The 19,464-nt window shown below is 42.6% G+C and carries 34 protein-coding genes (1 of these 34 running past the window's edge); 32 read left to right on the top strand and 2 right to left on the bottom strand.

Going from position 1 to position 19,464, the window contains the following annotated elements:
• The first annotated feature begins 3 nt into the window (after window positions 1-3).
• The 31 genes from rpsC to QFZ81_RS32145 all read left to right on the top strand — a co-directional run bounded on the left by rpsC (window position 4) and on the right by QFZ81_RS32145 (window position 17,697).
• Window positions 4-666: a 30S ribosomal protein S3 gene (rpsC, locus tag QFZ81_RS32295; protein ID WP_047683187.1), complete on the top strand. Its 663-nt coding sequence runs from the start codon at window positions 4-6 to the stop codon at window positions 664-666.
• Between the two features lie 3 nt (window positions 667-669).
• Window positions 670-1,104: a 50S ribosomal protein L16 gene (gene rplP / locus QFZ81_RS32290; RefSeq protein ID WP_029196459.1), complete on the top strand. Its 435-nt coding sequence runs from the start codon at window positions 670-672 to the stop codon at window positions 1,102-1,104.
• Window positions 1,094-1,291 carry a 50S ribosomal protein L29 gene (rpmC, locus tag QFZ81_RS32285; protein ID WP_028557487.1) on the top strand — a complete coding sequence of 66 codons (198 nt, stop codon included), beginning with the start codon at window positions 1,094-1,096 and terminating at the stop codon, window positions 1,289-1,291. The genes rplP and rpmC overlap by 11 nt, the downstream gene beginning before the upstream one ends.
• A 27-nt stretch (window positions 1,292-1,318) precedes the next feature.
• A complete protein-coding gene (gene rpsQ, locus QFZ81_RS32280) occupies window positions 1,319-1,582 on the top strand; it encodes a 30S ribosomal protein S17 (RefSeq protein ID WP_307437851.1) in 264 nt (87 codons plus the stop codon).
• 35 nt (window positions 1,583-1,617) lie between these two features.
• Window positions 1,618-1,986 carry a 50S ribosomal protein L14 gene (gene rplN, locus QFZ81_RS32275; RefSeq protein WP_028557485.1) on the top strand — a complete coding sequence of 123 codons (369 nt, stop codon included), beginning with the start codon at window positions 1,618-1,620 and terminating at the stop codon, window positions 1,984-1,986.
• A 55-nt stretch (window positions 1,987-2,041) separates the two neighbouring features.
• On the top strand, window positions 2,042-2,395 hold the full coding sequence (rplX, locus tag QFZ81_RS32270) for a 50S ribosomal protein L24 (protein ID WP_079418006.1): 354 nt from the start codon (window positions 2,042-2,044) through the stop codon (window positions 2,393-2,395).
• A 33-nt stretch (window positions 2,396-2,428) separates the two neighbouring features.
• Window positions 2,429-2,971: a 50S ribosomal protein L5 gene (gene rplE / locus QFZ81_RS32265; RefSeq protein ID WP_189018549.1), complete on the top strand. Its 543-nt coding sequence runs from the start codon at window positions 2,429-2,431 to the stop codon at window positions 2,969-2,971.
• Window positions 2,972-3,007: 36 nt separating this feature from the next.
• Complete coding sequence (locus QFZ81_RS32260) at window positions 3,008-3,193, top strand: type Z 30S ribosomal protein S14 (RefSeq protein ID WP_029196455.1); 186 nt, start codon at window positions 3,008-3,010, stop codon at window positions 3,191-3,193.
• 33 nt (window positions 3,194-3,226) lie between these two features.
• The gene (gene rpsH, locus QFZ81_RS32255; protein ID WP_029196454.1) at window positions 3,227-3,625 is read left to right on the top strand and encodes a 30S ribosomal protein S8; all 399 of its coding nucleotides are present in this window, start codon (window positions 3,227-3,229) and stop codon (window positions 3,623-3,625) included.
• A 29-nt stretch (window positions 3,626-3,654) separates the two neighbouring features.
• The gene (rplF, locus tag QFZ81_RS32250; protein ID WP_047683181.1) at window positions 3,655-4,197 is read left to right on the top strand and encodes a 50S ribosomal protein L6; all 543 of its coding nucleotides are present in this window, start codon (window positions 3,655-3,657) and stop codon (window positions 4,195-4,197) included.
• 101 nt (window positions 4,198-4,298) lie between these two features.
• Window positions 4,299-4,667, top strand: a complete 369-nt coding sequence (gene rplR, locus QFZ81_RS32245) for a 50S ribosomal protein L18 (RefSeq protein ID WP_047683179.1) — start codon at window positions 4,299-4,301, stop codon at window positions 4,665-4,667.
• Window positions 4,668-4,695: 28 nt separating this feature from the next.
• Window positions 4,696-5,193 carry a 30S ribosomal protein S5 gene (rpsE, locus tag QFZ81_RS32240; protein ID WP_029196451.1) on the top strand — a complete coding sequence of 166 codons (498 nt, stop codon included), beginning with the start codon at window positions 4,696-4,698 and terminating at the stop codon, window positions 5,191-5,193.
• 11 nt (window positions 5,194-5,204) lie between these two features.
• Window positions 5,205-5,393, top strand: coding sequence for a 50S ribosomal protein L30 (gene rpmD, locus QFZ81_RS32235; protein WP_307437864.1), 189 nt, complete (start codon window positions 5,205-5,207; stop codon window positions 5,391-5,393).
• A gap of 36 nt (window positions 5,394-5,429) precedes the next feature.
• Window positions 5,430-5,870: a 50S ribosomal protein L15 gene (gene rplO, locus QFZ81_RS32230; RefSeq protein ID WP_029196449.1), complete on the top strand. Its 441-nt coding sequence runs from the start codon at window positions 5,430-5,432 to the stop codon at window positions 5,868-5,870.
• Window positions 5,870-7,174, top strand: a complete 1,305-nt coding sequence (gene secY, locus QFZ81_RS32225) for a preprotein translocase subunit SecY (protein WP_307437868.1) — start codon at window positions 5,870-5,872, stop codon at window positions 7,172-7,174. Before rplO ends, secY begins: the two co-directional genes overlap by 1 nt.
• An 85-nt stretch (window positions 7,175-7,259) precedes the next feature.
• Window positions 7,260-7,910 carry an adenylate kinase gene (locus QFZ81_RS32220; RefSeq protein WP_307437871.1) on the top strand — a complete coding sequence of 217 codons (651 nt, stop codon included), beginning with the start codon at window positions 7,260-7,262 and terminating at the stop codon, window positions 7,908-7,910.
• Window positions 7,910-8,662 (top strand): type I methionyl aminopeptidase, encoded by a 753-nt coding sequence (gene map, locus QFZ81_RS32215; RefSeq protein ID WP_047683173.1) that lies wholly within the window; start codon window positions 7,910-7,912, stop codon window positions 8,660-8,662. Before QFZ81_RS32220 ends, map begins: the two co-directional genes overlap by 1 nt.
• Window positions 8,663-8,672: 10 nt before the next feature.
• Window positions 8,673-8,978 carry a KOW domain-containing RNA-binding protein gene (locus QFZ81_RS32210; protein WP_029196445.1) on the top strand — a complete coding sequence of 102 codons (306 nt, stop codon included), beginning with the start codon at window positions 8,673-8,675 and terminating at the stop codon, window positions 8,976-8,978.
• 2 nt (window positions 8,979-8,980) lie between these two features.
• Window positions 8,981-9,199, top strand: coding sequence for a translation initiation factor IF-1 (infA, locus tag QFZ81_RS32205; protein WP_009676800.1), 219 nt, complete (start codon window positions 8,981-8,983; stop codon window positions 9,197-9,199).
• Window positions 9,200-9,306: 107 nt separating this feature from the next.
• Window positions 9,307-9,420, top strand: a complete 114-nt coding sequence (rpmJ, locus tag QFZ81_RS32200) for a 50S ribosomal protein L36 (protein WP_003333770.1) — start codon at window positions 9,307-9,309, stop codon at window positions 9,418-9,420.
• 19 nt (window positions 9,421-9,439) lie between these two features.
• Window positions 9,440-9,808 (top strand): 30S ribosomal protein S13, encoded by a 369-nt coding sequence (gene rpsM / locus QFZ81_RS32195; RefSeq protein ID WP_028557471.1) that lies wholly within the window; start codon window positions 9,440-9,442, stop codon window positions 9,806-9,808.
• Between the two features lie 18 nt (window positions 9,809-9,826).
• The gene (gene rpsK / locus QFZ81_RS32190) at window positions 9,827-10,222 is read left to right on the top strand and encodes a 30S ribosomal protein S11 (RefSeq protein WP_028557470.1); all 396 of its coding nucleotides are present in this window, start codon (window positions 9,827-9,829) and stop codon (window positions 10,220-10,222) included.
• A 126-nt stretch (window positions 10,223-10,348) separates the two neighbouring features.
• Entirely contained in the window at window positions 10,349-11,293 is a 945-nt protein-coding gene (locus tag QFZ81_RS32185; protein WP_028557469.1) for a DNA-directed RNA polymerase subunit alpha, read from the top strand.
• 24 nt (window positions 11,294-11,317) lie between these two features.
• Entirely contained in the window at window positions 11,318-11,683 is a 366-nt protein-coding gene (gene rplQ, locus QFZ81_RS32180) for a 50S ribosomal protein L17 (protein ID WP_029196442.1), read from the top strand.
• Between the two features lie 138 nt (window positions 11,684-11,821).
• Window positions 11,822-12,583: a tRNA pseudouridine(38-40) synthase TruA gene (gene truA, locus QFZ81_RS32175; RefSeq protein ID WP_307437895.1), complete on the top strand. Its 762-nt coding sequence runs from the start codon at window positions 11,822-11,824 to the stop codon at window positions 12,581-12,583.
• A 172-nt stretch (window positions 12,584-12,755) separates the two neighbouring features.
• A complete protein-coding gene (gene rplM / locus QFZ81_RS32170) occupies window positions 12,756-13,193 on the top strand; it encodes a 50S ribosomal protein L13 (protein WP_029196440.1) in 438 nt (145 codons plus the stop codon).
• A gap of 18 nt (window positions 13,194-13,211) precedes the next feature.
• Window positions 13,212-13,604 carry a 30S ribosomal protein S9 gene (rpsI, locus tag QFZ81_RS32165; protein WP_029196439.1) on the top strand — a complete coding sequence of 131 codons (393 nt, stop codon included), beginning with the start codon at window positions 13,212-13,214 and terminating at the stop codon, window positions 13,602-13,604.
• 218 nt (window positions 13,605-13,822) lie between these two features.
• Window positions 13,823-14,515 (top strand): phosphoadenylyl-sulfate reductase, encoded by a 693-nt coding sequence (locus QFZ81_RS32160; protein WP_307437898.1) that lies wholly within the window; start codon window positions 13,823-13,825, stop codon window positions 14,513-14,515.
• Between the two features lie 32 nt (window positions 14,516-14,547).
• Window positions 14,548-15,720: a sulfate adenylyltransferase gene (sat, locus tag QFZ81_RS32155; RefSeq protein WP_307605951.1), complete on the top strand. Its 1,173-nt coding sequence runs from the start codon at window positions 14,548-14,550 to the stop codon at window positions 15,718-15,720.
• A 71-nt stretch (window positions 15,721-15,791) separates the two neighbouring features.
• The gene (gene cwlD, locus QFZ81_RS32150) at window positions 15,792-16,547 is read left to right on the top strand and encodes an N-acetylmuramoyl-L-alanine amidase CwlD (protein WP_307437902.1); all 756 of its coding nucleotides are present in this window, start codon (window positions 15,792-15,794) and stop codon (window positions 16,545-16,547) included.
• A 61-nt stretch (window positions 16,548-16,608) separates the two neighbouring features.
• Entirely contained in the window at window positions 16,609-17,697 is a 1,089-nt protein-coding gene (locus tag QFZ81_RS32145; RefSeq protein ID WP_307605949.1) for an Mrp/NBP35 family ATP-binding protein, read from the top strand.
• A 46-nt stretch (window positions 17,698-17,743) separates the two neighbouring features.
• On the opposite strand, the gene gerD is transcribed toward QFZ81_RS32145, so the two are convergent.
• Complete coding sequence (gene gerD / locus QFZ81_RS32140) at window positions 17,744-18,526, bottom strand: spore germination lipoprotein GerD (RefSeq protein WP_307437906.1); 783 nt, start codon at window positions 18,524-18,526, stop codon at window positions 17,744-17,746.
• Between the two features lie 138 nt (window positions 18,527-18,664).
• Here gerD and QFZ81_RS32135 point away from each other — a divergent pair, with 138 nt between their 5' ends.
• The gene (locus QFZ81_RS32135; protein WP_307437909.1) at window positions 18,665-19,261 is read left to right on the top strand and encodes a KinB-signaling pathway activation protein; all 597 of its coding nucleotides are present in this window, start codon (window positions 18,665-18,667) and stop codon (window positions 19,259-19,261) included.
• Window positions 19,262-19,296: 35 nt separating this feature from the next.
• Here the strand turns inward: QFZ81_RS32135 and pdaB are convergent, their stop codons facing one another.
• Window positions 19,297-19,464, bottom strand: partial view of a polysaccharide deacetylase family sporulation protein PdaB gene (gene pdaB, locus QFZ81_RS32130; RefSeq protein ID WP_307437911.1) — the final stretch only. The gene runs 615 nt beyond the window's last position; only the last 168 of its 783 coding nucleotides appear in the window; its start codon lies beyond the right edge, outside the window; the stop codon is at window positions 19,297-19,299.

Here is a 19,464-nt window from a genome sequence, read left to right as displayed (position 1 = left end):
CGTGTGGGTCAGAAGGTAAACCCGGTAGGCTTTAGAATTGGTATTATTCGCGATTGGGAGTCCAAATGGTTTGCAGAGAAAGATTTCGGAACTCTGTTGCTTGAAGACGTCAAAATCCGTGAATACTTAAAAAATAAACTTAAAGATGCTGCAGTTTCCCACATCGAAATCGAGCGCGCGGCTAACCGTGTGAACGTTACGATTCAAACTGCAAAACCAGGCATGGTTATTGGTAAAGGCGGAGCTGAAGTTGAAGTTATTCGCAACTACATCGCTGCAATGTCCAATAAAAAAGTGCACATTAACATCTCTGAAATCAAACACCCAGATCTTGATGCTATTCTCGTAGCTGAAGCTGTTGCACTTCAATTGGAACGTCGTGTTTCATTCCGTCGTGCTATGAAACAAGCTATGCAAAGAACAATGAGATCCGGCGCAAAAGGTATCAAAGTAGCAACTAGCGGACGTCTTGGCGGTGCTGAGATCGCTCGTACGGAAGGATATAGCGAAGGAACAGTTCCACTTCATACGCTTCGTGCGGATATCGACTATGGTACTGCTGAAGCAGCCACTACTTATGGACGTATCGGTGTAAAAGTATGGATTTATCGTGGAGAAGTGCTTCCGCCAGCTAAGAAAAAGGCTCAGCCGGAAGGAGGAATTTAAATCATGTTAGTACCTAAACGTGTAAAACACCGTAAAGAACACCGCGGTAACATGAAAGGTCGCGCTAAAGGCGGAACGGAAGTAGCTTTTGGCGAATATGGTCTGCAAGCGGTAGAACCGGCTTGGGTCTCCAACCGTCAAATCGAAGCAGCACGTATTGCCATGACACGTTACATCAAACGTGGCGGTAAAGTATGGATTAAAATTTTCCCAGCTAAACCAGTTACACAAAAACCGCTTGAAGTCCGTATGGGTAGTGGTAAAGGTAACGTGGAAAAATGGGTTGCTGTAGTAAAACCGGGCAAAATTTTATTTGAACTTGCTGGTGTAAGTGAAGAGGTCGCTCGTGAAGCGATGCGTCTTGCTGCCCACAAGCTTCCGATCAAAACGAAGTTCGTGAAAAGAGAAGAAGTAGGCGGTGAAGCAAATGAAGGGTAGTGAATTCCGGAACTTAACCACTGCTGAAATTGAGCAAAAAGTTAATGGTTTTAAAGAAGAACTCTTTAACCTCCGTTTTCAACTAGCTACTGGTCAATTGGACAACCCGACTCAAATTCGTGATTTGCGTAAAGAGATCGCTCGTGCCAAGACTATTTTGCGTGAAAGAGAATTGGGGATTGGGTAACCAAATCTAGAAGGGAGTGTTCCTTAGATGGCTGAACGTAACGATCGTAAAGTTCTGATCGGTAAAGTTGTCAGCGATAAAATGGATAAAACCATTGTTGTTGCTGTTGAAACTTACAAAAAACATGAACTCTATCACAAGAGAATCAAATATACGAAAAAGTTTAAAGCTCATGATGAAAACAACCAAGCTAAAATTGGTGACACTGTGAAAATCAGTGAAACTAGACCGTTATCCAAAGATAAAAGCTGGAGACTGGTTGAAATTATTGAAGTTGCTGTTGTTATCTAATAATCTAGACATGAACCCCGAAAGGAGGGAATACGATGATTCAACCATTTACTCGTTTGGCTGTCGCTGACAACTCAGGTGCGAAACAATTAATGTGTATCCGCGTTTTGGGTGGTACTGGTCGTCGCGTTGGTCACATTGGTGATTTGATCGTCTGTTCAGTAAAAGAAGCAACACCAGGTGGCGTTGTCAAAAAAGGTGACGTTGTTAAAGCAGTTATCGTTCGTACGAAGAGCGGTGCTCGCCGTAAAGACGGATCATATATCTCATTCGATGAGAATGCGGCTGTTATCGTGAAAGAAGATAAAAGTCCACGTGGTACACGTATCTTTGGACCAGTTGCACGCGAACTTCGTGACAGAGACTTCATGAAGATCGTATCCTTGGCTCCAGAAGTTATCTAAGAACAGTTACGATGTTTGTTTTCCTAACGGGAAACCTCAGGAGGTGTAGAAGCTAATGCCAAGATTAAAAAAGAGATTAGAATCTCATAACAATAAACTGCACGTGAAAAAAGACGATACGGTTTTTGTAATCACTGGTAAAGACAAAGGTAAGAAGGGTCGCGTTATCGCTGCTTATCCTCGTCAAAACCGTGTGCTAGTAGAAGGTGTAAACATGGTTAAGAAACATGCGAAACCATCTCAACAAAATCCACAAGGCGGTATCTTGAATCAAGAAGCTGCAATCCACGTTTCTAACGTGATGCTAATTGATCCTAAGAGCGGCAAACCTACTCGCGTAGGATACAAAGTATTGGATAACGGAACGAAAGTTCGTATCGCGAAAAAATCCGGCGAAGTTATCGATTAATACAAACAAGCATGGAAAGGAGGCAAATGAGTCATGGCAGTAAGAATGAAAGATCGTTATTTGAACGAAATCACTCCAGCGTTAATTCAAAAGTTTAACTACTCAACTGTAATGCAAGTTCCTAAAGTCGAGAAAATCGTTATCAACATGGGTGTTGGTGAGGCTGTATCGAACTCCAAAGTACTTGACACAGCAGTAGAAGATCTTCAAAAGATCTCTGGTCAAAAACCAGTTGTAACAAAATCCAAAAAAGCGATCGCGGGTTTCAAACTTCGTGAAAATATGCCAATCGGCGTGAAAGTAACTCTTCGCGGTGAGCGCATGTATCATTTCTTGGATAAACTTTTCAACGTATCACTTCCACGTGTACGTGACTTCCGTGGTATTTCCAACAAGGCTTTTGACGGCCGTGGAAACTACACACTTGGTCTGAAAGAACAACTCATTTTCCCAGAAATTGAGTATGATAAAATTGATAAAGTTCGTGGTATGGATATTGTTATCGTTACAACGGCTAAGTCCGACGAGGAAGCTCGCGAGCTTTTAACACAACTCGGAGCGCCTTTCGTTAAATAGGTTACCAGTCGTACCTATCAGGAGGTGTTATATTAAGTGGCAAAAACTTCGATGAAAGTCAAACAGCAACGTACCCCGAAGTTTAAAGTGCAAGCATACACACGTTGTGAGCGCTGCGGACGTCCGCATTCAGTGCTTCGCAAGTTCAAAATTTGTCGGATTTGTTTCCGCGAATTAGCACACAAAGGTCAGATTCCAGGCGTTAAAAAAGCAAGCTGGTAATCACCCTATTTTCGGGAAGGAGGTTTACACAAAATGGTCATGTCAGATCCAATTGCAGATATGCTAACTCGCATTCGTAATGCGAATATCGTACGTCATGAAACAGTTGAAATTCCTGCGTCAAAAGTGAAGAGGGAAATCGCTGAAATCCTTAAAAAAGAAGGATTTATCCGTGACGCTGAGTACGTTGAAGATAGCAAACAAGGTATCATTCGTTTGTTCCTGAAATACGGTTCAAACAATGAGCGTGTTATCTCCGGTTTGAAAAGAATTTCCAAACCAGGTCTACGCGTTTACACTAAATCACAAGAAATCCCTCGTGTACTGGGCGGATTAGGGATTGCCATCATCTCCACATCTAAAGGAGTTATGACGGATAAAGATGCTCGTCAATCCAAAGCTGGCGGAGAGGTTATCTGCTACGTTTGGTAATACAATTGTAATTGAATGGAGGTGCAAACATGTCTCGTATTGGTCGTAAGCCAATCACCATTCCAAGTGGTGTAAATGTAACACTAGACAATACTCAAATCACGGTTAAAGGCCCTAAAGGTTCTTTGTCCCGTGAACTTCATAAAGATATGAAAGTAAATGTTCTAGAAAACGAGATTTCCGTTGAGCGTCCTTCCGATAACAAACTCCATCGTTCCCTGCATGGTACAACACGTAGTGTTGTTGCCAACATGGTAAGTGGCGTAACGGAAGGTTTCACGAAATCTTTGGATCTAGTTGGCGTTGGTTACCGTGCTAACAAGAGCGGCGACAAATTAGTTCTCAACGTTGGGTACTCCCATCCAGTTGAAATCACTCCTGAAAACGGCATTGAGTTCGATGTTCCTACGAACACGAAAATCATCGTTAAAGGTATTGATAAAGAATTAGTAGGCGCTATGGCAGCTAAAGTTCGTTCCGTACGTGAGCCAGAGCCGTATAAAGGTAAAGGTATCAAGTATGAAGGCGAACGTATTCTTCGTAAAGAAGGTAAAGCTGGTAAGAAGAAATAAGATCGTTAGATCGCGGGTAATAGCTAAGAGTTTTCGTATGAAAACTTGCTACGTAAGCATAAGCCTCGCATCATAAGATGATGAAAGGAGTGTAAGTATAGATGATTACTAAAAGCGATAAAAATAAAGCTCGTTTGAAAAGACATCTTCGGGTTCGTAAGAAAATCGAAGGTACAACTGTTCGTCCGCGCTTGAACATATTCCGCTCTTCCAAACACATGTATGCTCAACTTATCGATGATACAACGGGTATTACAATCGTTGCTGCATCGACTCAAGATAAAGAACTGAAAAGTGAAATTGGTAATGGCGGTAACGTTGAAGCTGCTCGTAAAGTTGGCGCATTAATAGCTCAACGCGCGAAAGAAAAAGGTTTAGACAAAGTGGTATTTGACCGCGGTGGATACCTTTATCATGGACGTGTTCAAGCATTAGCTGACGCAGCTCGTGAAGCTGGACTTGAATTCTAGGAAAAACATATATAAGGAGGTAAAAGACTTGCGTGTAGATCCTAATACTTTAGAGCTAACAGAAAAAGTCGTTAATATTAATCGCGTAGCTAAAGTAGTAAAAGGCGGACGTCGTTTCAGCTTCAGCGCACTTGTTGTCGTTGGCGATGGCAATGGCTGGGTTGGAGCAGGAATCGGTAAAGCTTCCGAAGTTCCTGATGCAATCCGCAAAGGTATTGAAGATGCGAAAAAGAACTTGATTCATGTTCCTATCGTAGGCACTTCGATTCCTCACCTTGTAACAGGTAAGTTTGGTGCAGGACGCGTTCTGTTGAAACCAGCTTCCCAAGGTACAGGAGTTATCGCAGGCGGACCAGTTCGTGCAGTACTTGAACTTGCTGGTATCGGCGATATCTTGACAAAATCCCTTGGTTCATCGAACTCCATGAACATGGTTAACGCAACGCTTGAAGGCTTAAGCCGCTTGAAAAAAGCGGAAGAAGTTGCAAAGCTTCGCGGTAAAACAGTTCAAGAGCTATTAGGTTAGGAGGGGTAAACATGGCGAAACAATTACAAATTACCCTAAAACGCAGCCTGATTGGCCGCCCTGAAACACAACGCATTACAGTGAAAACACTTGGTCTTCGCAAGATGCACCAAACTGTTCTTCATCAAGATAATGCTGCGATCAGAGGCATGGTTAATCAAGTCAGCCATTTGGTAGAAGTTAAAGAAATCGAAGCATAGTAGCAAGATATTAAGATCTAGAGGAGGTGTGCAACGATGAAGTTACATGAGCTAAGTTCTGCTACTGGTTCTCGTCACACTCGTAAACGTGTTGGCCGTGGTACAAGTAGCGGCATGGGTAAAACATCAACTCGCGGACATAAAGGTCAAAACGCACGTTCCGGTGGAGGCGTTCGTCCTGGATTCGAGGGTGGACAAAACCCGTTATACCGTCGTTTACCTAAACGTGGTTTCACGAATCGTTTCCGTACGGAATACGCAATCGTAAACCTTGAAGATTTGAACAATTTCGCAGCTGGTACCGAAGTTACTCCACAAGTATTGATGGAGACTGGTATTGTTAAAGCTCCTAAAGATGGCATCAAGATTTTAGGAAACGGTGAAATCACAGTAAAATTAACCGTTAAAGCGAATAAGTTCTCTCAATCAGCGATTGAGAAAATCCAAGCTGCCGGCGGTCAAACCGAGGTGATTTAATGTTCAATACCATAGCCAACATCTTCAAAGTAGAAGATTTACGCAGAAGAATTTTCTTTACGCTCATCTTGCTAATCGTCTACCGCTTAGGTGCCTTTATTCCGGTGCCTAACATTAATACGGATGTTCTGAAACTTCAAGACCAAGCGAATCAGAGTGATGTCTTTGGTTTGCTCAACACGTTTTCTGGCGGTGCGCTCTTCCAATTTTCCCTCTTCGCGATGGGAATTACGCCTTATATCACGGCTTCTATTATTGTTCAGCTTTTGTCCATGGATGTAATTCCACGCTTTGCGCAATGGGCAAAAGAAGGCGATGTCGGAAGAAAGAAAATGACACAAGTTACTCGTTACGGTACGATTATTCTAGGTGTGATTCAAGCTTTTGGACTTTCAATTGGGTTTAACCGTTTGTATAGCGGACTCGTGATTGATCCAGGAGTCACAACCTTTGCTCTAATTGCTCTCGTACTGACAGCTGGTACAGCTTTCTTGATGTGGCTCGGTGAGCAAATCACGGAATATGGGATTGGAAACGGTATTTCCATTATCATCTTTGCTGGTATCGTCGCGGCGATTCCAACAAGCATTCAACAAATCTACAAATCACTTTTTGCGACCGAAGGAGCTTTGTTCCTGAATATCGTGAAACTGATCATTATTGCTTTGGTTGTTATACTGATTATTGCCGGGGTCATATTCGTGCAGCAAGGTGTCCGTAAGATACCTGTACAATATGCGAAACGGGTAGTTGGTCGTAAAATGTATGGTGGTCAAACCACTCACATTCCTCTTAAAGTGAATGCGGCTGGTGTTATCCCAGTAATCTTTGCACTATCGTTATTAATGTTCCCACCCACTATCGCAAGCTATTGGAGAGGAAATGTTGTTGCAGAATGGATTATTACTAACTTAAGTATTAACCAAACTGCACCATTAGCGATTGTACTGTATGTACTGCTGATTATTGGTTTCACTTACTTTTATACCTTCGTACAAATTAATCCAGTTCAAATGGCTGACCAGATGAAGAAAAATGGTGGCTACATACCTGGTATTAGACCCGGTAAGACAACATCGACTTATCTGACTCGCGTAATGACTAGAATTACTCTTTCTGGAGCTTTGTTTCTCTCAGCGATCTCGATTCTTCCGATGATATTCGGAGGACTTGCCGGTTTGCCTAGCTCGGTTCAGATAGGTGGTACATCTTTACTTATCGTAGTAGGCGTTGGTCTTGAGACGATGAAACAGATCGAGAGCCAATTGATTAAGCGTCATTACAAAGGATTTATCAATAAATAGCTAATAGGTTCTGATGGGGCAATATCTGCGACATCGGCACCTATTGTGCTGTTCGTAATGCCGAGTGCGATGGGAGGTTTTAAGTATGAACGTAATTTTTATGGGGCCTCCTGGTGCAGGCAAAGGTACGCAAGCAGAAAGGATCGTAAACGAATTTCAAATTCCTCATATCTCAACTGGAGATGCATTTCGCTTGGCGATGAGTCAAGGAACACCTCTTGGTGTTGAAGCCAAAGGTTATGTGGATAAGGGACTACTAGTTCCTGATGAAATTACGAACGGTATTGTGAGAGAACGTCTTGCCCAACCGGATTGCGATAAAGGTTTTTTGCTTGACGGGTTCCCTAGAACTGTTGCTCAAGCAGATGCGTTGTCTGAAATCGTAGATTCCTTAGGTAAGAAGATTGAAGTAGTAATCAATCTTTCCGTTGATCGCAGTTTCCTGCTAGCAAGACTAACTGGCCGAAGAATTTGTAAATCCTGTGGTTCTACGTATCATGTAATCTTCAACCCACCAAAGCAAGAAGGCGTATGCGATAAATGTTCGGGTGAGTTGTACCAACGATCTGATGATACGGAAGAGAAAGTCGGAACTCGTTTGGATGAATACATCAATAAAACGGCTCCGCTGCTGGATTACTACCAAAAGAGGGAATTATTGCGTGAGGTTAACGGGGAACAAGACATTCATGCGGTAACCGAACAAATTAGCTCACTGCTACGAGGTCTAGCGTAATGATCATTTGTAAGTCCGAGGTTGAACTAGACCTAATGCGAGAAGCTGGTCGTATCGTAGCCGAAACGCACCGCTTATTGGCAAGGGCGATTCGTCCGAACATTACAACGAAAGAACTTGATCAGATCGCAGAGGAATTCATTCGCAGTCAGGGAGCGATTCCATCTTTTAAAGGCTACAACGGTTTTCCTGGAAGCATTTGTGCTTCAGTCAACGAAGAATTAGTTCATGGTATTCCTGGTCCAAGAAAGCTGACTGAGGGCGATATTATCAGTATAGATATTGGTGCTCAGTATAAAGGTTATCATGGAGATTCTGCTTGGACGTATCCTGTCGGTGAAATTTCTGAAACAGCTGGGCGCTTGTTAGCTGTGACAGAACAATCACTTTATCGAGGCATAGCAGAAGCTAAACCGGATGCTAGACTCTACACGTTGTCGCATGCAATCCAAACTTGTATTGAAGACGCAGGCTTCTCCGTGGTTATAGAGTATGTCGGTCACGGTATCGGAACGGATCTTCACGAAGAACCACAAATTCCGAATTATGGTGTACCTGACAAAGGTCCTCGACTCAAACCAGGCATGGTCCTAGCCATTGAACCGATGGTGGTCGTTGGCGAAAGATTTGTCCAAACACTCGAAGACGATTGGACTGTAGTCACTGCGGATCGTACCCTATGCGCTCATTTTGAACATACGATTGCAATTACGGCAGCCGGTTATGAAATATTAACTTTGCCTAGATCGTAGGTGATGATGAATGGATAGCAAGATTCCGAAGGTGGGTCAAATCGTAAAGGTGCTTCGCGGTCGAGATCCCGGAGAATATGCGGTCGTGATTGGAATTGTCGATCATCGCTTTGTCTGGCTTGCCGACGGTGATCATCGCAAATTCGATCAACCGAAGAAGAAGAACCTGAATCATCTTCAGTTACAAGAAACGATTAGCAGTGAAGTGGAGTCAAGCATTAGGGAAACAGGTCGTGTTACTAATGGAAAGTTGCGCTTCGCAATTGCCAAATTCGTTGAACTTATGCAAGATGAAGCACAAGAGAAAGGAGAATGACTGTGGCCAAAGAAGATGTAATTGAAGTAGAAGGTACAGTGATTGAACCTCTTCCGAATGCAATGTTTAAGGTTGAATTGGAAAATGGTCATAAAATCCTAGCCCATGTATCCGGTAAGATCAGAATGCATTTTATCCGCATTTTGCCTGGAGATAAGGTTACCGTAGAATTATCGCCTTATGATTTAACGAGAGGCCGTATAACCTACCGTTTCAAATAAATGTTCGGCTTACATGTAAGTTACTCTCTCAAGGCGTATGCTTACGAAGCAAGTTTTCTAACAGAAAACGCAACATGGTTGCTTACGATGATAAGGAGGGCTTAAAAATGAAAGTTAGACCGTCGGTTAAACCGATTTGCGAGAAATGCAAAGTTATTCGCCGCAAAGGTAATGTAATGGTTATATGTGAAAATCCTAAGCACAAACAAAAACAAGGTTAAAAGGAGGTGCAATCTGTAGATGGCACGTTTAGCTGGAGTTGACTTACCTCGTGACAAACGAGTTGTAATCGCGTTAACTTACATTTTCGGCATCGGCACTACAACTGCTCAGAAAATCATTGCTTCCACAGGTATCGACGCTAGTACTCGCGTTCGCGACTTGACTGAAGATGAAGTGAGCAAGATCCGTGATGTAATTGACAAAACCCTTAAAGTAGAAGGCGACCTTCGTCGCGAAATTTCCCTAAACATCAAACGTCTAATCGAAATCGGATCCTACCGTGGTCTTCGTCACCGCCGTGGTCTTCCTGTTCGTGGACAACGTACTAAAACTAATGCTCGTACACGTAAAGGTCCTCGTCGTACGGTAGCTAATAAGAAGAAATAATAAAGGGGGTTAGAGCTAATGGCAAAACCTAAAAAAGTAGTCCGTACGAAACGTCGTGACCGGAAAAATATTGAGAGCGGTGTAGCACACATCCGTTCAACATTTAACAACACGATCGTAACGATCACGGATCCGCATGGTAACGCAATTTCCTGGGCAAGTTCAGGAAACCTTGGATTCAAAGGTTCCCGTAAAAGTACACCTTTTGCAGCGCAAATGGCAGCTGAAAAAGCAGCTAAAGCAGCTATGGAGCATGGCTTGAAAACTGTTGAAGTAATGGTTAAAGGTCCAGGAGCTGGCCGCGAAGCAGCAATCCGCTCTTTGCAAGCAGCAGGTCTTGAAGTAAACCTGATTAAAGACGTGACTCCGGTTCCTCATAATGGCTGCCGTCCTCCAAAACGTCGTCGCGTATAATTCAGGATGACTTTGTAGTATAATTATTCCAAAATCGTGAATAATGGTTTGAAGGATAGGAATACTATGAAATTTTCAGGCGAAGTATCCAGAGGGAAACGACGTATTGAATGGAGGGTACATTTCATGATCGAAATCGAAAAGCCAAAAATAGAAACCGTAGCATTAAGTGAAGATGGCGCTTATGGTAGATTTATCATCGAGCCGTTGGAGCGTGGCTATGGTACAACCTTAGGTAACTCACTACGTCGTATCTTACTGTCCTCTTTACCGGGGGCAGCAGTAACCTCTGTCCAAATCGATGGCGTTTTACATGAGTTTTCAACGATTCCTGGCGTGCTTGAGGATGTAACGGAAATTATCCTCAACTTGAAAGGCCTATCGTTGAAAATTCACTCCGATGAGGAGAAAGTGCTTGAAATTGATGCAGAAGGGGAAGGTAATATTACTGCGGCAGATATTCGTGGTGATAGTGATGTGGAGATTCTTAACCCGGATCTGCATATCGCTACCTTATCTCCAGATGCGCGTCTTCATATGAGGATTCATGCGGGCAGAGGTCGCGGTTACGTCCAATCGGACAAAAATAAGCATGAAGAACAACCAATTGGTGTGATTCCAATTGATTCGATCTACACGCCTATTACCCGAGTAAACTATGCTATTGAGAATACTCGCGTCGGCCAAGTGACTAACTATGATAAGTTGACCCTCGAAGTGTGGACCGATGGAAGTATTCGACCAGAAGAAGCAGTGAGCTTGGGTGCCAAAATCTTAACAGAACATCTGAACTTGTTCGTCGGTTTGACGGATGAAGCGAAAGATGCTGAGATTATGGTAGAGAAAGAAGAAGATAAGAAAGAGAAAGTTCTGGAGATGACTATCGAGGAACTTGACCTATCTGTTCGTTCTTACAACTGTCTCAAGCGTGCAGGGATTAACACCGTACAAGAGCTGATTACCAAAACAGAAGAAGACATGATGAAAGTTCGGAACTTAGGCCGCAAATCACTTGAAGAAGTTCAAGAGAAGCTCGAAGAGCTGGGTTTGGGACTACGTACTGAGGAATAATCTTGTCAGAAGGAGGTTAATTCAATGAACTACAGAAAGTTGAACCGCGATTCCAGTAATCGTAAAGCATTATTCCGTGATCTGGTTACAGATCTGTTCATACATGAACGCATCCAAACTACAGAAGCAAAAGCAAAAGAAATTCGTTCCATCGCTGAGAAGTTAATCACTCTTGCGAAGCGCGGAGATCTTCACGCACGCCGTCAGGTTGCTGCTTTTGTTCGTAGAGAAGCTGCAGACGAGAATCAAGATGCGATTCAAAAACTGTTCTCCGATTTGGCTACTCGTTACTCCGAGCGTCCAGGTGGATACACTCGTATCCTTAAACTGGGACCACGCCGCGGTGACGCAGCACCAATGGTTTACCTAGAGCTAGTAGATCGCGCATAAAGACGGATGGGAAAGGGTGGACGGAATCACTAGATTCTGGTGAAGCCCTTTTTTTGCAGTCTTAGCACGCTCTCTAGAAGTGAATTTAGCTAAGGCTAATCACTTAGATAGGAAGGATGACTCATGGAGGAACAAGCCTTGAGAAATCTACGCTTTACCATAAGTTATGATGGGACCGCTTATTCAGGTTTTCAGATTCAGCCTAAAGCAGACACGATTCAATACCGTTTAGAGCAGGCTGTTTTCATGTTGACTGGTGAGAAGGTGAAAGTCATCTCATCCGGGCGTACAGATGCTGGTGTACACGCGAAAGCACAAGTTATTAATTTCAGCACGAATTCTAAGATTCCAGTGGAACGTTGGTGTTTAGCTCTAAATGCTAGACTCCCCAGAGATATCGTCGCTCATACCGCGGAAGAAGTTCTTCCTTCCTTTCATTCTCGCAAAGCCGCGAAACGCAAAACTTACTGCTTTTCAATTCGCTCGGCGCGCTTCCCTGATGTCTTTCACCGCAACTATGAATACCATCATCCTACGCATTTGAATGTGGAAGCCATGAGAGAGGCGCTCCCTTGCTTGCTAGGTGAGCATGATTTTACTTCGTTTTGTACGGTGAGAACAGATAAGGAAGTAAAAGTGAGAACCCTCTACGAGGTTCGTCTGGAGACGGAAGCTGACGAGTTATCTACGACGGGGAAAATCGCCCGAATTCGGTTAATCGTAACGGGTAATGGTTTCCTATATAACATGGTTAGGATCATCGCAGGAACGCTGATTCAGATTGGAGAAGGTAAGAGGCCTAGCAGCGATATGCAGCGAATTCTTGAAGCTAGAGACCGTTCTCAAGCAGGTCCCACGGCCGAAGCTATGGGTTTAACGTTATGGAGAGTCGACTATTAAAAAGCTTAAAACATTACTTGCTTCTTATCGATGTTTCGTGTAAAATATAACTTGGCGTTTCGTGATCGGCTACCCCACAGCCCCTGATCACAAATGGCCATTAACCATCCATCATTTATGTAAATTAACAATAATAATTATGTATTGAGATATATTTTTAGGAGGATTAAGCATGCGCACCACATATATGGCTAAGCCAAATGAAGTAGAGCGTAAATGGTACATTGTTGACGCTGCAGGCCAAACACTTGGCCGTCTTGCAAGTGAAGTTGCTAGCATTATCCGCGGTAAGCACAAACCGGAGTTCACTCCACACGTAGATACTGGCGATTTCGTTGTTGTTATCAATGCTTCCCAAATTAAGCTAACAGGTAAGAAAATGCAAAACAAAATGTACTACCGTCACTCTTTATACCAAGGTGGTTTAAAAGTGACTTCTGCTCAGGATTTGCTGAACAGCAAACCTGATCGCATGATCGAGTTTGCCGTACACGGTATGCTTCCTAAGAACCGTCTTGGCGACAGCTTGAAAACTAAGCTTAAAGTCTACGGTGGAGCAGAGCATCCACATCAAGCACAACTACCAGAAGTCTGGAATCTTCGCGGATAATATAAGGAGGACTGTTTCGTGGCACAAGTTCAATATTATGGAACGGGTCGTCGTAAACACTCGGTAGCGCGCGTGCGCTTAGTACCGGGTGAAGGACGCATCATTATCAATAAACGTGATCTAGACGAATATTTCGGTCTAGAAACTTTGAAGCTGATCGTTAAACAACCTTTGACATTAACTGAGACTGTCGGTAAATACGATGTTCTAGTTCTTGCAAATGGTGGTGGAATCAGCGGACAAGCTGGAGCAATTCGTCATGGGATTTCCCGTGCATTGCTGAAGGCTGATCCGGAATACCGTGGATCCCTGAAAAAAGCAGGATTCTTAACACGTGATTCCCGTATGAAAGAGCGTAAAAAATATGGATTGAAAGCCGCTCGTCGCGCTCCTCAATTCTCCAAACGTTAAGATTTCGCGCTTTTGGCGCTCAAGAGAGACCTTTCCTGCATTGTGCTGGAAAGGTTTTTTCTTTTTACACAAAAAAGAGAGCTTGACCAGCCAACAATAGGGATTTTAACGAAGTTAAAACCAAAATGATAAAAAGTCATTGACATGAAGAAGAAGTCAGCTATAATTAAATATAAATCATACAATAACAGTCGGGATTAAAAATGGAGGTATTTACTATGAATCTCTTTGAAAAAGAAGCCTTTGTAACAAAAGCTGCGGAAGAATTTGAAAATCAATCACCGGAAGCGATACTGAAACTTGCTATCGAAACATTTCCAAGCTTAACACTTGCTTGTAGTTTTGGCGCTGAAGACGTTGTGCTTGTGGATATGCTTCAAAAAATTAATCCGAATGTAGACATTTTCTACTTGGATACGAATGTTCATTTCGCCGAAACCTATGAAACAAGAGATCGCCTAGAACAACATTACGGAACGAAGTTCGTTCAAGTCTTGCCTAAGCTAACGCTTGAAGAACAAGCTGAGAAATTCGGTGATGAGCTTTGGAAAAGCGATGCTAACCAATGCTGTAACATTCGTAAGGTTGATCCTTTAACAGATATTCTTAAAAATTATGATGCATGGATCACAGGGATTCGCCGCGATCAAGCGCCTACTCGTGCAAATGCCAAAAAAGTTGAGTACGATGTGAAATTTGGTTTGATTAAATTCAATCCACTAGCAGGCTGGACTTCCGAAGATGTGTGGAATTACATTCGTGAGAATGATGTTATCTACAATCCGCTGCATGATCGCAACTACCCAAGTATCGGATGTACACATTGTACCCGCCCAGTAGCTGAGGGTGAAGACCCACGTGCGGGTCGTTGGGCTAGTATCGAAAAAACAGAATGCGGACTTCATAAGTAATCATAGATATAAAATCACGGAGGTACTACGTAATGACGACGATTAAGCCGCATGGCGGCGTATTAATTAACCGTTTGGTACCAGTAGAGCAAAGAGAAGAGCTTCTAAAACGTGCAGCATTATTGAAACAAATTCGTGTAAATTCATGGACTATTTCTGACCTGGATCTGATTGGGGTAGGTGCATTTTCACCATTAGTTGGATTCCTTGATGAGAAAAACTATACCTCAGTTGTGGAGACCATGCGTCTTACAGATGGAACTGTGTGGAGTATTCCTGTTACATTATCTATTGACCCTGAAGTTGGAGCTTCCATTTCAATCGGTGAACAAGTAGCGCTTATCGGTGAAGAAGATGATGTCATATATGCTGTTTTAGATGCAACTAGCATCTATACAGTAGATCAACAAAATGAAGCAATTAAGATCTTCAAAACAGATGATATGGCTCACCCAGGTGTAGATAAACTGTTCTCGCGTTCTTCTACGAATATCGGAGGCCCTATTCAGCTGCTTAACCGACCAAAACCTAAAAAGTTTGAAGAGTTTTACTTTGATCCATCCGAAACACGTCGCATTTTTGCGGAAAATGGGTGGAGAACTGTTGTTGGTTTTCAAACGCGTAATCCGGTTCACCGAGCTCACGAATACATTCAAAAGTCGGCCATGGAAATCGTGGATGCTCTTTTCCTTAATCCGCTTGTAGGTGAGACTAAATCCGATGACATCTCTGCCGATGTACGTATGAAAAGTTATTTGGTATTGCTTGAGAACTACTATCCGAAGGATCGGACTTTCTTGGGTGTATACCCGGCTGCTATGCGTTATGCAGGTCCTCGTGAGGCGATTTTACACGCTATTGTGCGTAGAAACTATGGATGTACGCATTTCATCGTAGGACGCGATCACGCGGGTGTTGGCGATTACTACGGTACCTATGAAGCTCAAGAGATTTTCAGTAATTTTACAGCAGAAGAGATTGGTATTACACCTCTATTCTTTGAGCATAGCTTCTTTTGTACCAAATGTGGCAATATGGCTTCTAGCAAAACTTGTCCTCATGATAAGTCCCAGCATATGCATCTCTCTGGCACGAAGGTTCGTGGGTTGCTTAGAGAGGGTCAATGCCCGCCTCCGGAGTTCACACGTCCTGAAGTAGCACAGGTTCTTATTGAAGGTCTAAGAGACCCTGAATATCAGGTTTAAGTAAGGTATATTTGTCCACCCTGTCCCATATAGATGTTACAGAGTCTATGGGGAACAGAGGTGGATTTTTTATGCGCAAAAGGAAGAAGAGGCTGGTCGTCTGGCTGACTTTTAACAGTAGTCTTAAGCTTGTTCTCTCGACCTTGCTGGTTGCACTTGTTGTTTTCATCTATGCCTATGAGCTGCCGGCAACGAAGACGTGGTCGGATTGGACTTTACCTTTGTCAGGTAAAACAATTGCTCTGGATGCTGGTCATGGTGGACCTGATGGTGGAGCTTCCAGTAAGGAAGGTGTTGTTGAGAAAGATATCAATTTAGCGATCACACTTCATCTTCGTGATTATTTGCAGCAGGCCGGTGCGCTAGTCATTATGACAAGGGAAACGGATACCGATTTGGCTGAATCTGGTACGAAGGGATATAGTAAAAGAAAGACGCAAGATCTTCACAACCGTGCAGATCTCATTAATGAGAATAATGCGGATTTATTTCTTAGTGTGCATTTAAACAGCATACCTTCTCAGAAATGGAGAGGCGCACAAACGTTCTATTACCCGAATAATCCTAAAAACCCTAATTTAGCCGCACTCATTCAGTTGGAATTAAAGAAGAACTTAGAGAATACTGATCGTGTTGCCAAGCCGGCGGACAAGACTGTTTACTTATTAAAAACGCTAAAAATCCCGAGTGCTCTTGTAGAGGTGGGTTTCCTTTCAAATCCAGAAGAAGCAAGACTGCTTGCAAGTGAGAAATATCAGAAGATGGTGGCAGCATCTGTCTATCAAGGTATCTTAAGATTTTATGCTGGGGAAAAAGTGGGTTCTTAATCAAAATGTGTTATAATTAAGGCCACAATTACAATGTCCGAATAAAAGGTGTGGTGTGGCTATGATAAATAAAGACCAACTATTAGAAGCGTTAAAACCTTTTATTGAACCTCATTACAATAAAAGCGTTGTAGAGCTTAATCTAGTTAGAGATGTGATGTTTAAAGAGGATAACGTATCTTTAAGCTTAATTGTCACGACTGAGGATGAGGCGTTCAAAGAAAAAGCGAAGGTTTATATTCAGCAAACTTTAGAAAAATTAGGTATAGCACAAGTACATATTCGTTTCAGACTCATGACTGGTTATGAGCGTAATCAGATTAAAGATACGGCTCAACCGGCTGCAGAGAAACAAACCCAACCTGTCCAACCGCCGATTGAACAACCCATATTGGGAGAAGCCTCTACAGTTGAGTTTATTGCCGTTGCAAGTGGCAAAGGTGGTGTGGGTAAATCAACCGTAACTGTTAATTTAGCCGTTGCCTTAGCCCGCCAAGGGAAAAAGGTTGGAATCATTGATGCTGATATATACGGTTTCAGTATCCCTGATATGATGGGCATCGAAGAACAGCCGAAGCTTGTCGATAATGTCATTATGCCAGTTGAGAAATTTGGTGTAAAAGTAATCTCTATGGGCTTCTTTGTTCAAGATAATGCGCCTGTTGTTTGGCGTGGTCCTATGCTAGGGAAAATGCTTCGCAATTTCTTCAATGAAGTTAATTGGGGAGATGTTGAATACATCCTTCTGGATCTTCCTCCGGGAACGGGAGATGTAGCGCTAGATGTGCATCAGCTTATCCCGCAAAGTAAAGAAGTGATTGTGACTACGCCGCATGCCACAGCAGCCTTTGTAGCCGCTAGAGCTGGAGCGATGGCCATTCAAACAAACCATGAAATTCTAGGTATTGTGGAGAACATGTCCTATTATGAATGCAAAGATGGCAGCATAGATTACGTATTCGGTAAGGGTGGCGGAGCTAAACTGGCGGAAGATTTGCATAGTGAATTATTAGCGCAGATTCCACTTGGAGCTCCTGACAATCATGTCTCAGAAATCGACTATTCACCGTCTGTCTACAAGTCAGACTCAAAAGCTGGACAAATCTATTTGGATATGGCTGCGAATATCATTACCAAATTGGAAAAATAAAAATAAAAGGGCATACGGATAAAATCCGCATGCCCTTTTACTATATTTAAGATTCAGAAGTGCTGGAGTCATCCTTTTTCTTATCGCCGTCTTTCTTTTCGGAGTCTCCTGAATCGCTTTTCTCGTCTTTCTTCTTATCTCCTCCGCTATCTCCCTTGCCTCCACCTTCCTCTTTCTTTTGAGCACTCTTAGCCGTAGGCATCTGATCGGGCTTGCTTTGTTGTGCTATTGCTGCCTTAAGAAGGTCAACCATATGTGCGCGGAACAAAGGACTCTGGATTGATTCTTCCATAACCGTCATCATTTGCTGGCGATAGGCGGCAGTTTTCATGACATCTAGCATCATCTTTTCATATTCCGGATTTTTCATAACATCAACGAGTGATTTTTGATATTCTGGGTCCTTTAAAAGCTCTTTAAACATCTGTTTAGTTTCTTTTTGGATAGCCTTAGCAAAATCACCAGCAAATTTAGGATCTTTCATCATATCGGTAAGGAACATGTTATTCTCTTTTGCTGTGAGTACATCCTTTACTGCCATCTGCAGCTGCAAAGATTCATTTGCTGACAAAAGCTTGATTTGAGATTGACCAGCTACACCGTTGGCGCCCACATCCCCATTCATTATGCTGCGGTTCGCCGCACTGATTGCTTTCTTCCCATCCTCTGACTTCAAAATATCAAGAATCATGGTCTTTTGCTCTTTATACGTATTAGCTTGAGATTGACCTTGACCTTGTGATGAACTATCTGATCCACACGAAGCGAGAAGTAAAGCGATAGAAATCAGTGGTAGGACTTGCAGCTTTCTGAGCTTAGTTGTTAACATAAAAGCATGCTCCCTTCCCTAGCTTAATAGTTGTTAGTATGTGTGGTTCGGGATAGATTATAAGGGCCATTCATTGGCTTTTTATCGTAAACGTTGGTACAATTAACAATTAGAGTTGAAGTATGGAGGTAATTGATCTTGACGCTGCGGAAGTGGTTTCACTTATTTTGGACAACATTGTTATTAGGAATGATTGTATCTATAGGGATTGGACTCATCTTACAATATTCCGACAAAGAATTTTCGGTTATGGGGCTATCGGCAGTAGGATTTAATGTATTAAATATGCTGCTTGGTGGTGCAACAATAAGCGTTCTGAGTCAAATGGGCTTTTTTGCTTATCTGATTGTCAGATTCATTGCTGCAGGTATCATTCGCTCCAAGACGGTATGGGATCTTTTACAATTGGCTATCGTCATTGTTGTCTTGTTTGACCTTGTATATCTGAGAATGACAAATTTTGAGGGCACAGGATCCGTTTTGAGCTACTCCGTTTTACCTGCTATCATATTGGTAATTTCCATAGCAGTAGCTTATTGGAAAGTGAAGATGACGAATCAGAATGCTTTTATCCCGACACTATTCTTTATGTGCGCTGTATCTGTTCTTGAAGCCGTACCTGCATTAAAGCTAGATAACGCAGCATCAAGTCTATTTATGTTGGCTCCGTTGCTTGTTTGTAATGCATGGCAAATTTTGATTCTACATAAAATATTGGATAACAAAAAGAGCTAATAAAATTAGCTCTTTTTTGAATCTAAGTATAATCATTAATTGATTTGTTTCATTGTCTGGTCTTCAACCGGTTTCGTCTCCACTTGGGTTTGTTTGATTAGCTCACTTACCGTAACGAATTCGTATCCCTTAGCTCTTAACTGCTCAATGATAACTGGTAAGGCCTCATGTGTTTGTTGAGACGAATCGCTGGCATGCAGTAA

This window comes from Paenibacillus sp. V4I9, assembly GCF_030817295.1.
Classification (GTDB): domain Bacteria; phylum Bacillota; class Bacilli; order Paenibacillales; family NBRC-103111; genus Paenibacillus_E.
Note: the sequence above shows the minus strand (reverse complement) of the source record. Positions and strands in the feature narration are given on the sequence as shown.

Bases quoted from the DNA above. Each gene is read 5' to 3' on its own strand.
- rplP (WP_029196459.1), top strand. From the start codon at position 670: ATGTTAGTACCTAAACGTGTAAAACACCGTAAAGAACACCGCGGTAAC.
- rpmC (WP_028557487.1), top strand. From the start codon at position 1,094: ATGAAGGGTAGTGAATTCCGGAACTTAACCACTGCTGAAATTGAGCAA.
- rpsQ (WP_307437851.1), top strand. From the start codon at position 1,319: ATGGCTGAACGTAACGATCGTAAAGTTCTGATCGGTAAAGTTGTCAGC.
- rplN (WP_028557485.1), top strand. From the start codon at position 1,618: ATGATTCAACCATTTACTCGTTTGGCTGTCGCTGACAACTCAGGTGCG.
- rplX (WP_079418006.1), top strand. From the start codon at position 2,042: ATGCCAAGATTAAAAAAGAGATTAGAATCTCATAACAATAAACTGCAC.
- rplE (WP_189018549.1), top strand. From the start codon at position 2,429: ATGGCAGTAAGAATGAAAGATCGTTATTTGAACGAAATCACTCCAGCG.
- rpsH (WP_029196454.1), top strand. From the start codon at position 3,227: ATGGTCATGTCAGATCCAATTGCAGATATGCTAACTCGCATTCGTAAT.
- rplF (WP_047683181.1), top strand. From the start codon at position 3,655: ATGTCTCGTATTGGTCGTAAGCCAATCACCATTCCAAGTGGTGTAAAT.
- rplR (WP_047683179.1), top strand. From the start codon at position 4,299: ATGATTACTAAAAGCGATAAAAATAAAGCTCGTTTGAAAAGACATCTT.
- rpmD (WP_307437864.1), top strand. From the start codon at position 5,205: ATGGCGAAACAATTACAAATTACCCTAAAACGCAGCCTGATTGGCCGC.
- rplO (WP_029196449.1), top strand. From the start codon at position 5,430: ATGAAGTTACATGAGCTAAGTTCTGCTACTGGTTCTCGTCACACTCGT.
- secY (WP_307437868.1), top strand. From the start codon at position 5,870: ATGTTCAATACCATAGCCAACATCTTCAAAGTAGAAGATTTACGCAGA.
- QFZ81_RS32220 (WP_307437871.1), top strand. From the start codon at position 7,260: ATGAACGTAATTTTTATGGGGCCTCCTGGTGCAGGCAAAGGTACGCAA.
- map (WP_047683173.1), top strand. From the start codon at position 7,910: ATGATCATTTGTAAGTCCGAGGTTGAACTAGACCTAATGCGAGAAGCT.
- QFZ81_RS32210 (WP_029196445.1), top strand. From the start codon at position 8,673: ATGGATAGCAAGATTCCGAAGGTGGGTCAAATCGTAAAGGTGCTTCGC.
- rpmJ (WP_003333770.1), top strand. From the start codon at position 9,307: ATGAAAGTTAGACCGTCGGTTAAACCGATTTGCGAGAAATGCAAAGTT.
- rpsM (WP_028557471.1), top strand. From the start codon at position 9,440: ATGGCACGTTTAGCTGGAGTTGACTTACCTCGTGACAAACGAGTTGTA.
- rpsK (WP_028557470.1), top strand. From the start codon at position 9,827: ATGGCAAAACCTAAAAAAGTAGTCCGTACGAAACGTCGTGACCGGAAA.
- QFZ81_RS32185 (WP_028557469.1), top strand. From the start codon at position 10,349: ATGATCGAAATCGAAAAGCCAAAAATAGAAACCGTAGCATTAAGTGAA.
- rplQ (WP_029196442.1), top strand. From the start codon at position 11,318: ATGAACTACAGAAAGTTGAACCGCGATTCCAGTAATCGTAAAGCATTA.
- rplM (WP_029196440.1), top strand. From the start codon at position 12,756: ATGCGCACCACATATATGGCTAAGCCAAATGAAGTAGAGCGTAAATGG.
- QFZ81_RS32160 (WP_307437898.1), top strand. From the start codon at position 13,823: ATGAATCTCTTTGAAAAAGAAGCCTTTGTAACAAAAGCTGCGGAAGAA.
- sat (WP_307605951.1), top strand. From the start codon at position 14,548: ATGACGACGATTAAGCCGCATGGCGGCGTATTAATTAACCGTTTGGTA.
- cwlD (WP_307437902.1), top strand. From the start codon at position 15,792: ATGCGCAAAAGGAAGAAGAGGCTGGTCGTCTGGCTGACTTTTAACAGT.
- QFZ81_RS32145 (WP_307605949.1), top strand. From the start codon at position 16,609: ATGATAAATAAAGACCAACTATTAGAAGCGTTAAAACCTTTTATTGAA.
- gerD (WP_307437906.1), bottom strand. From the start codon at position 18,526: ATGTTAACAACTAAGCTCAGAAAGCTGCAAGTCCTACCACTGATTTCT.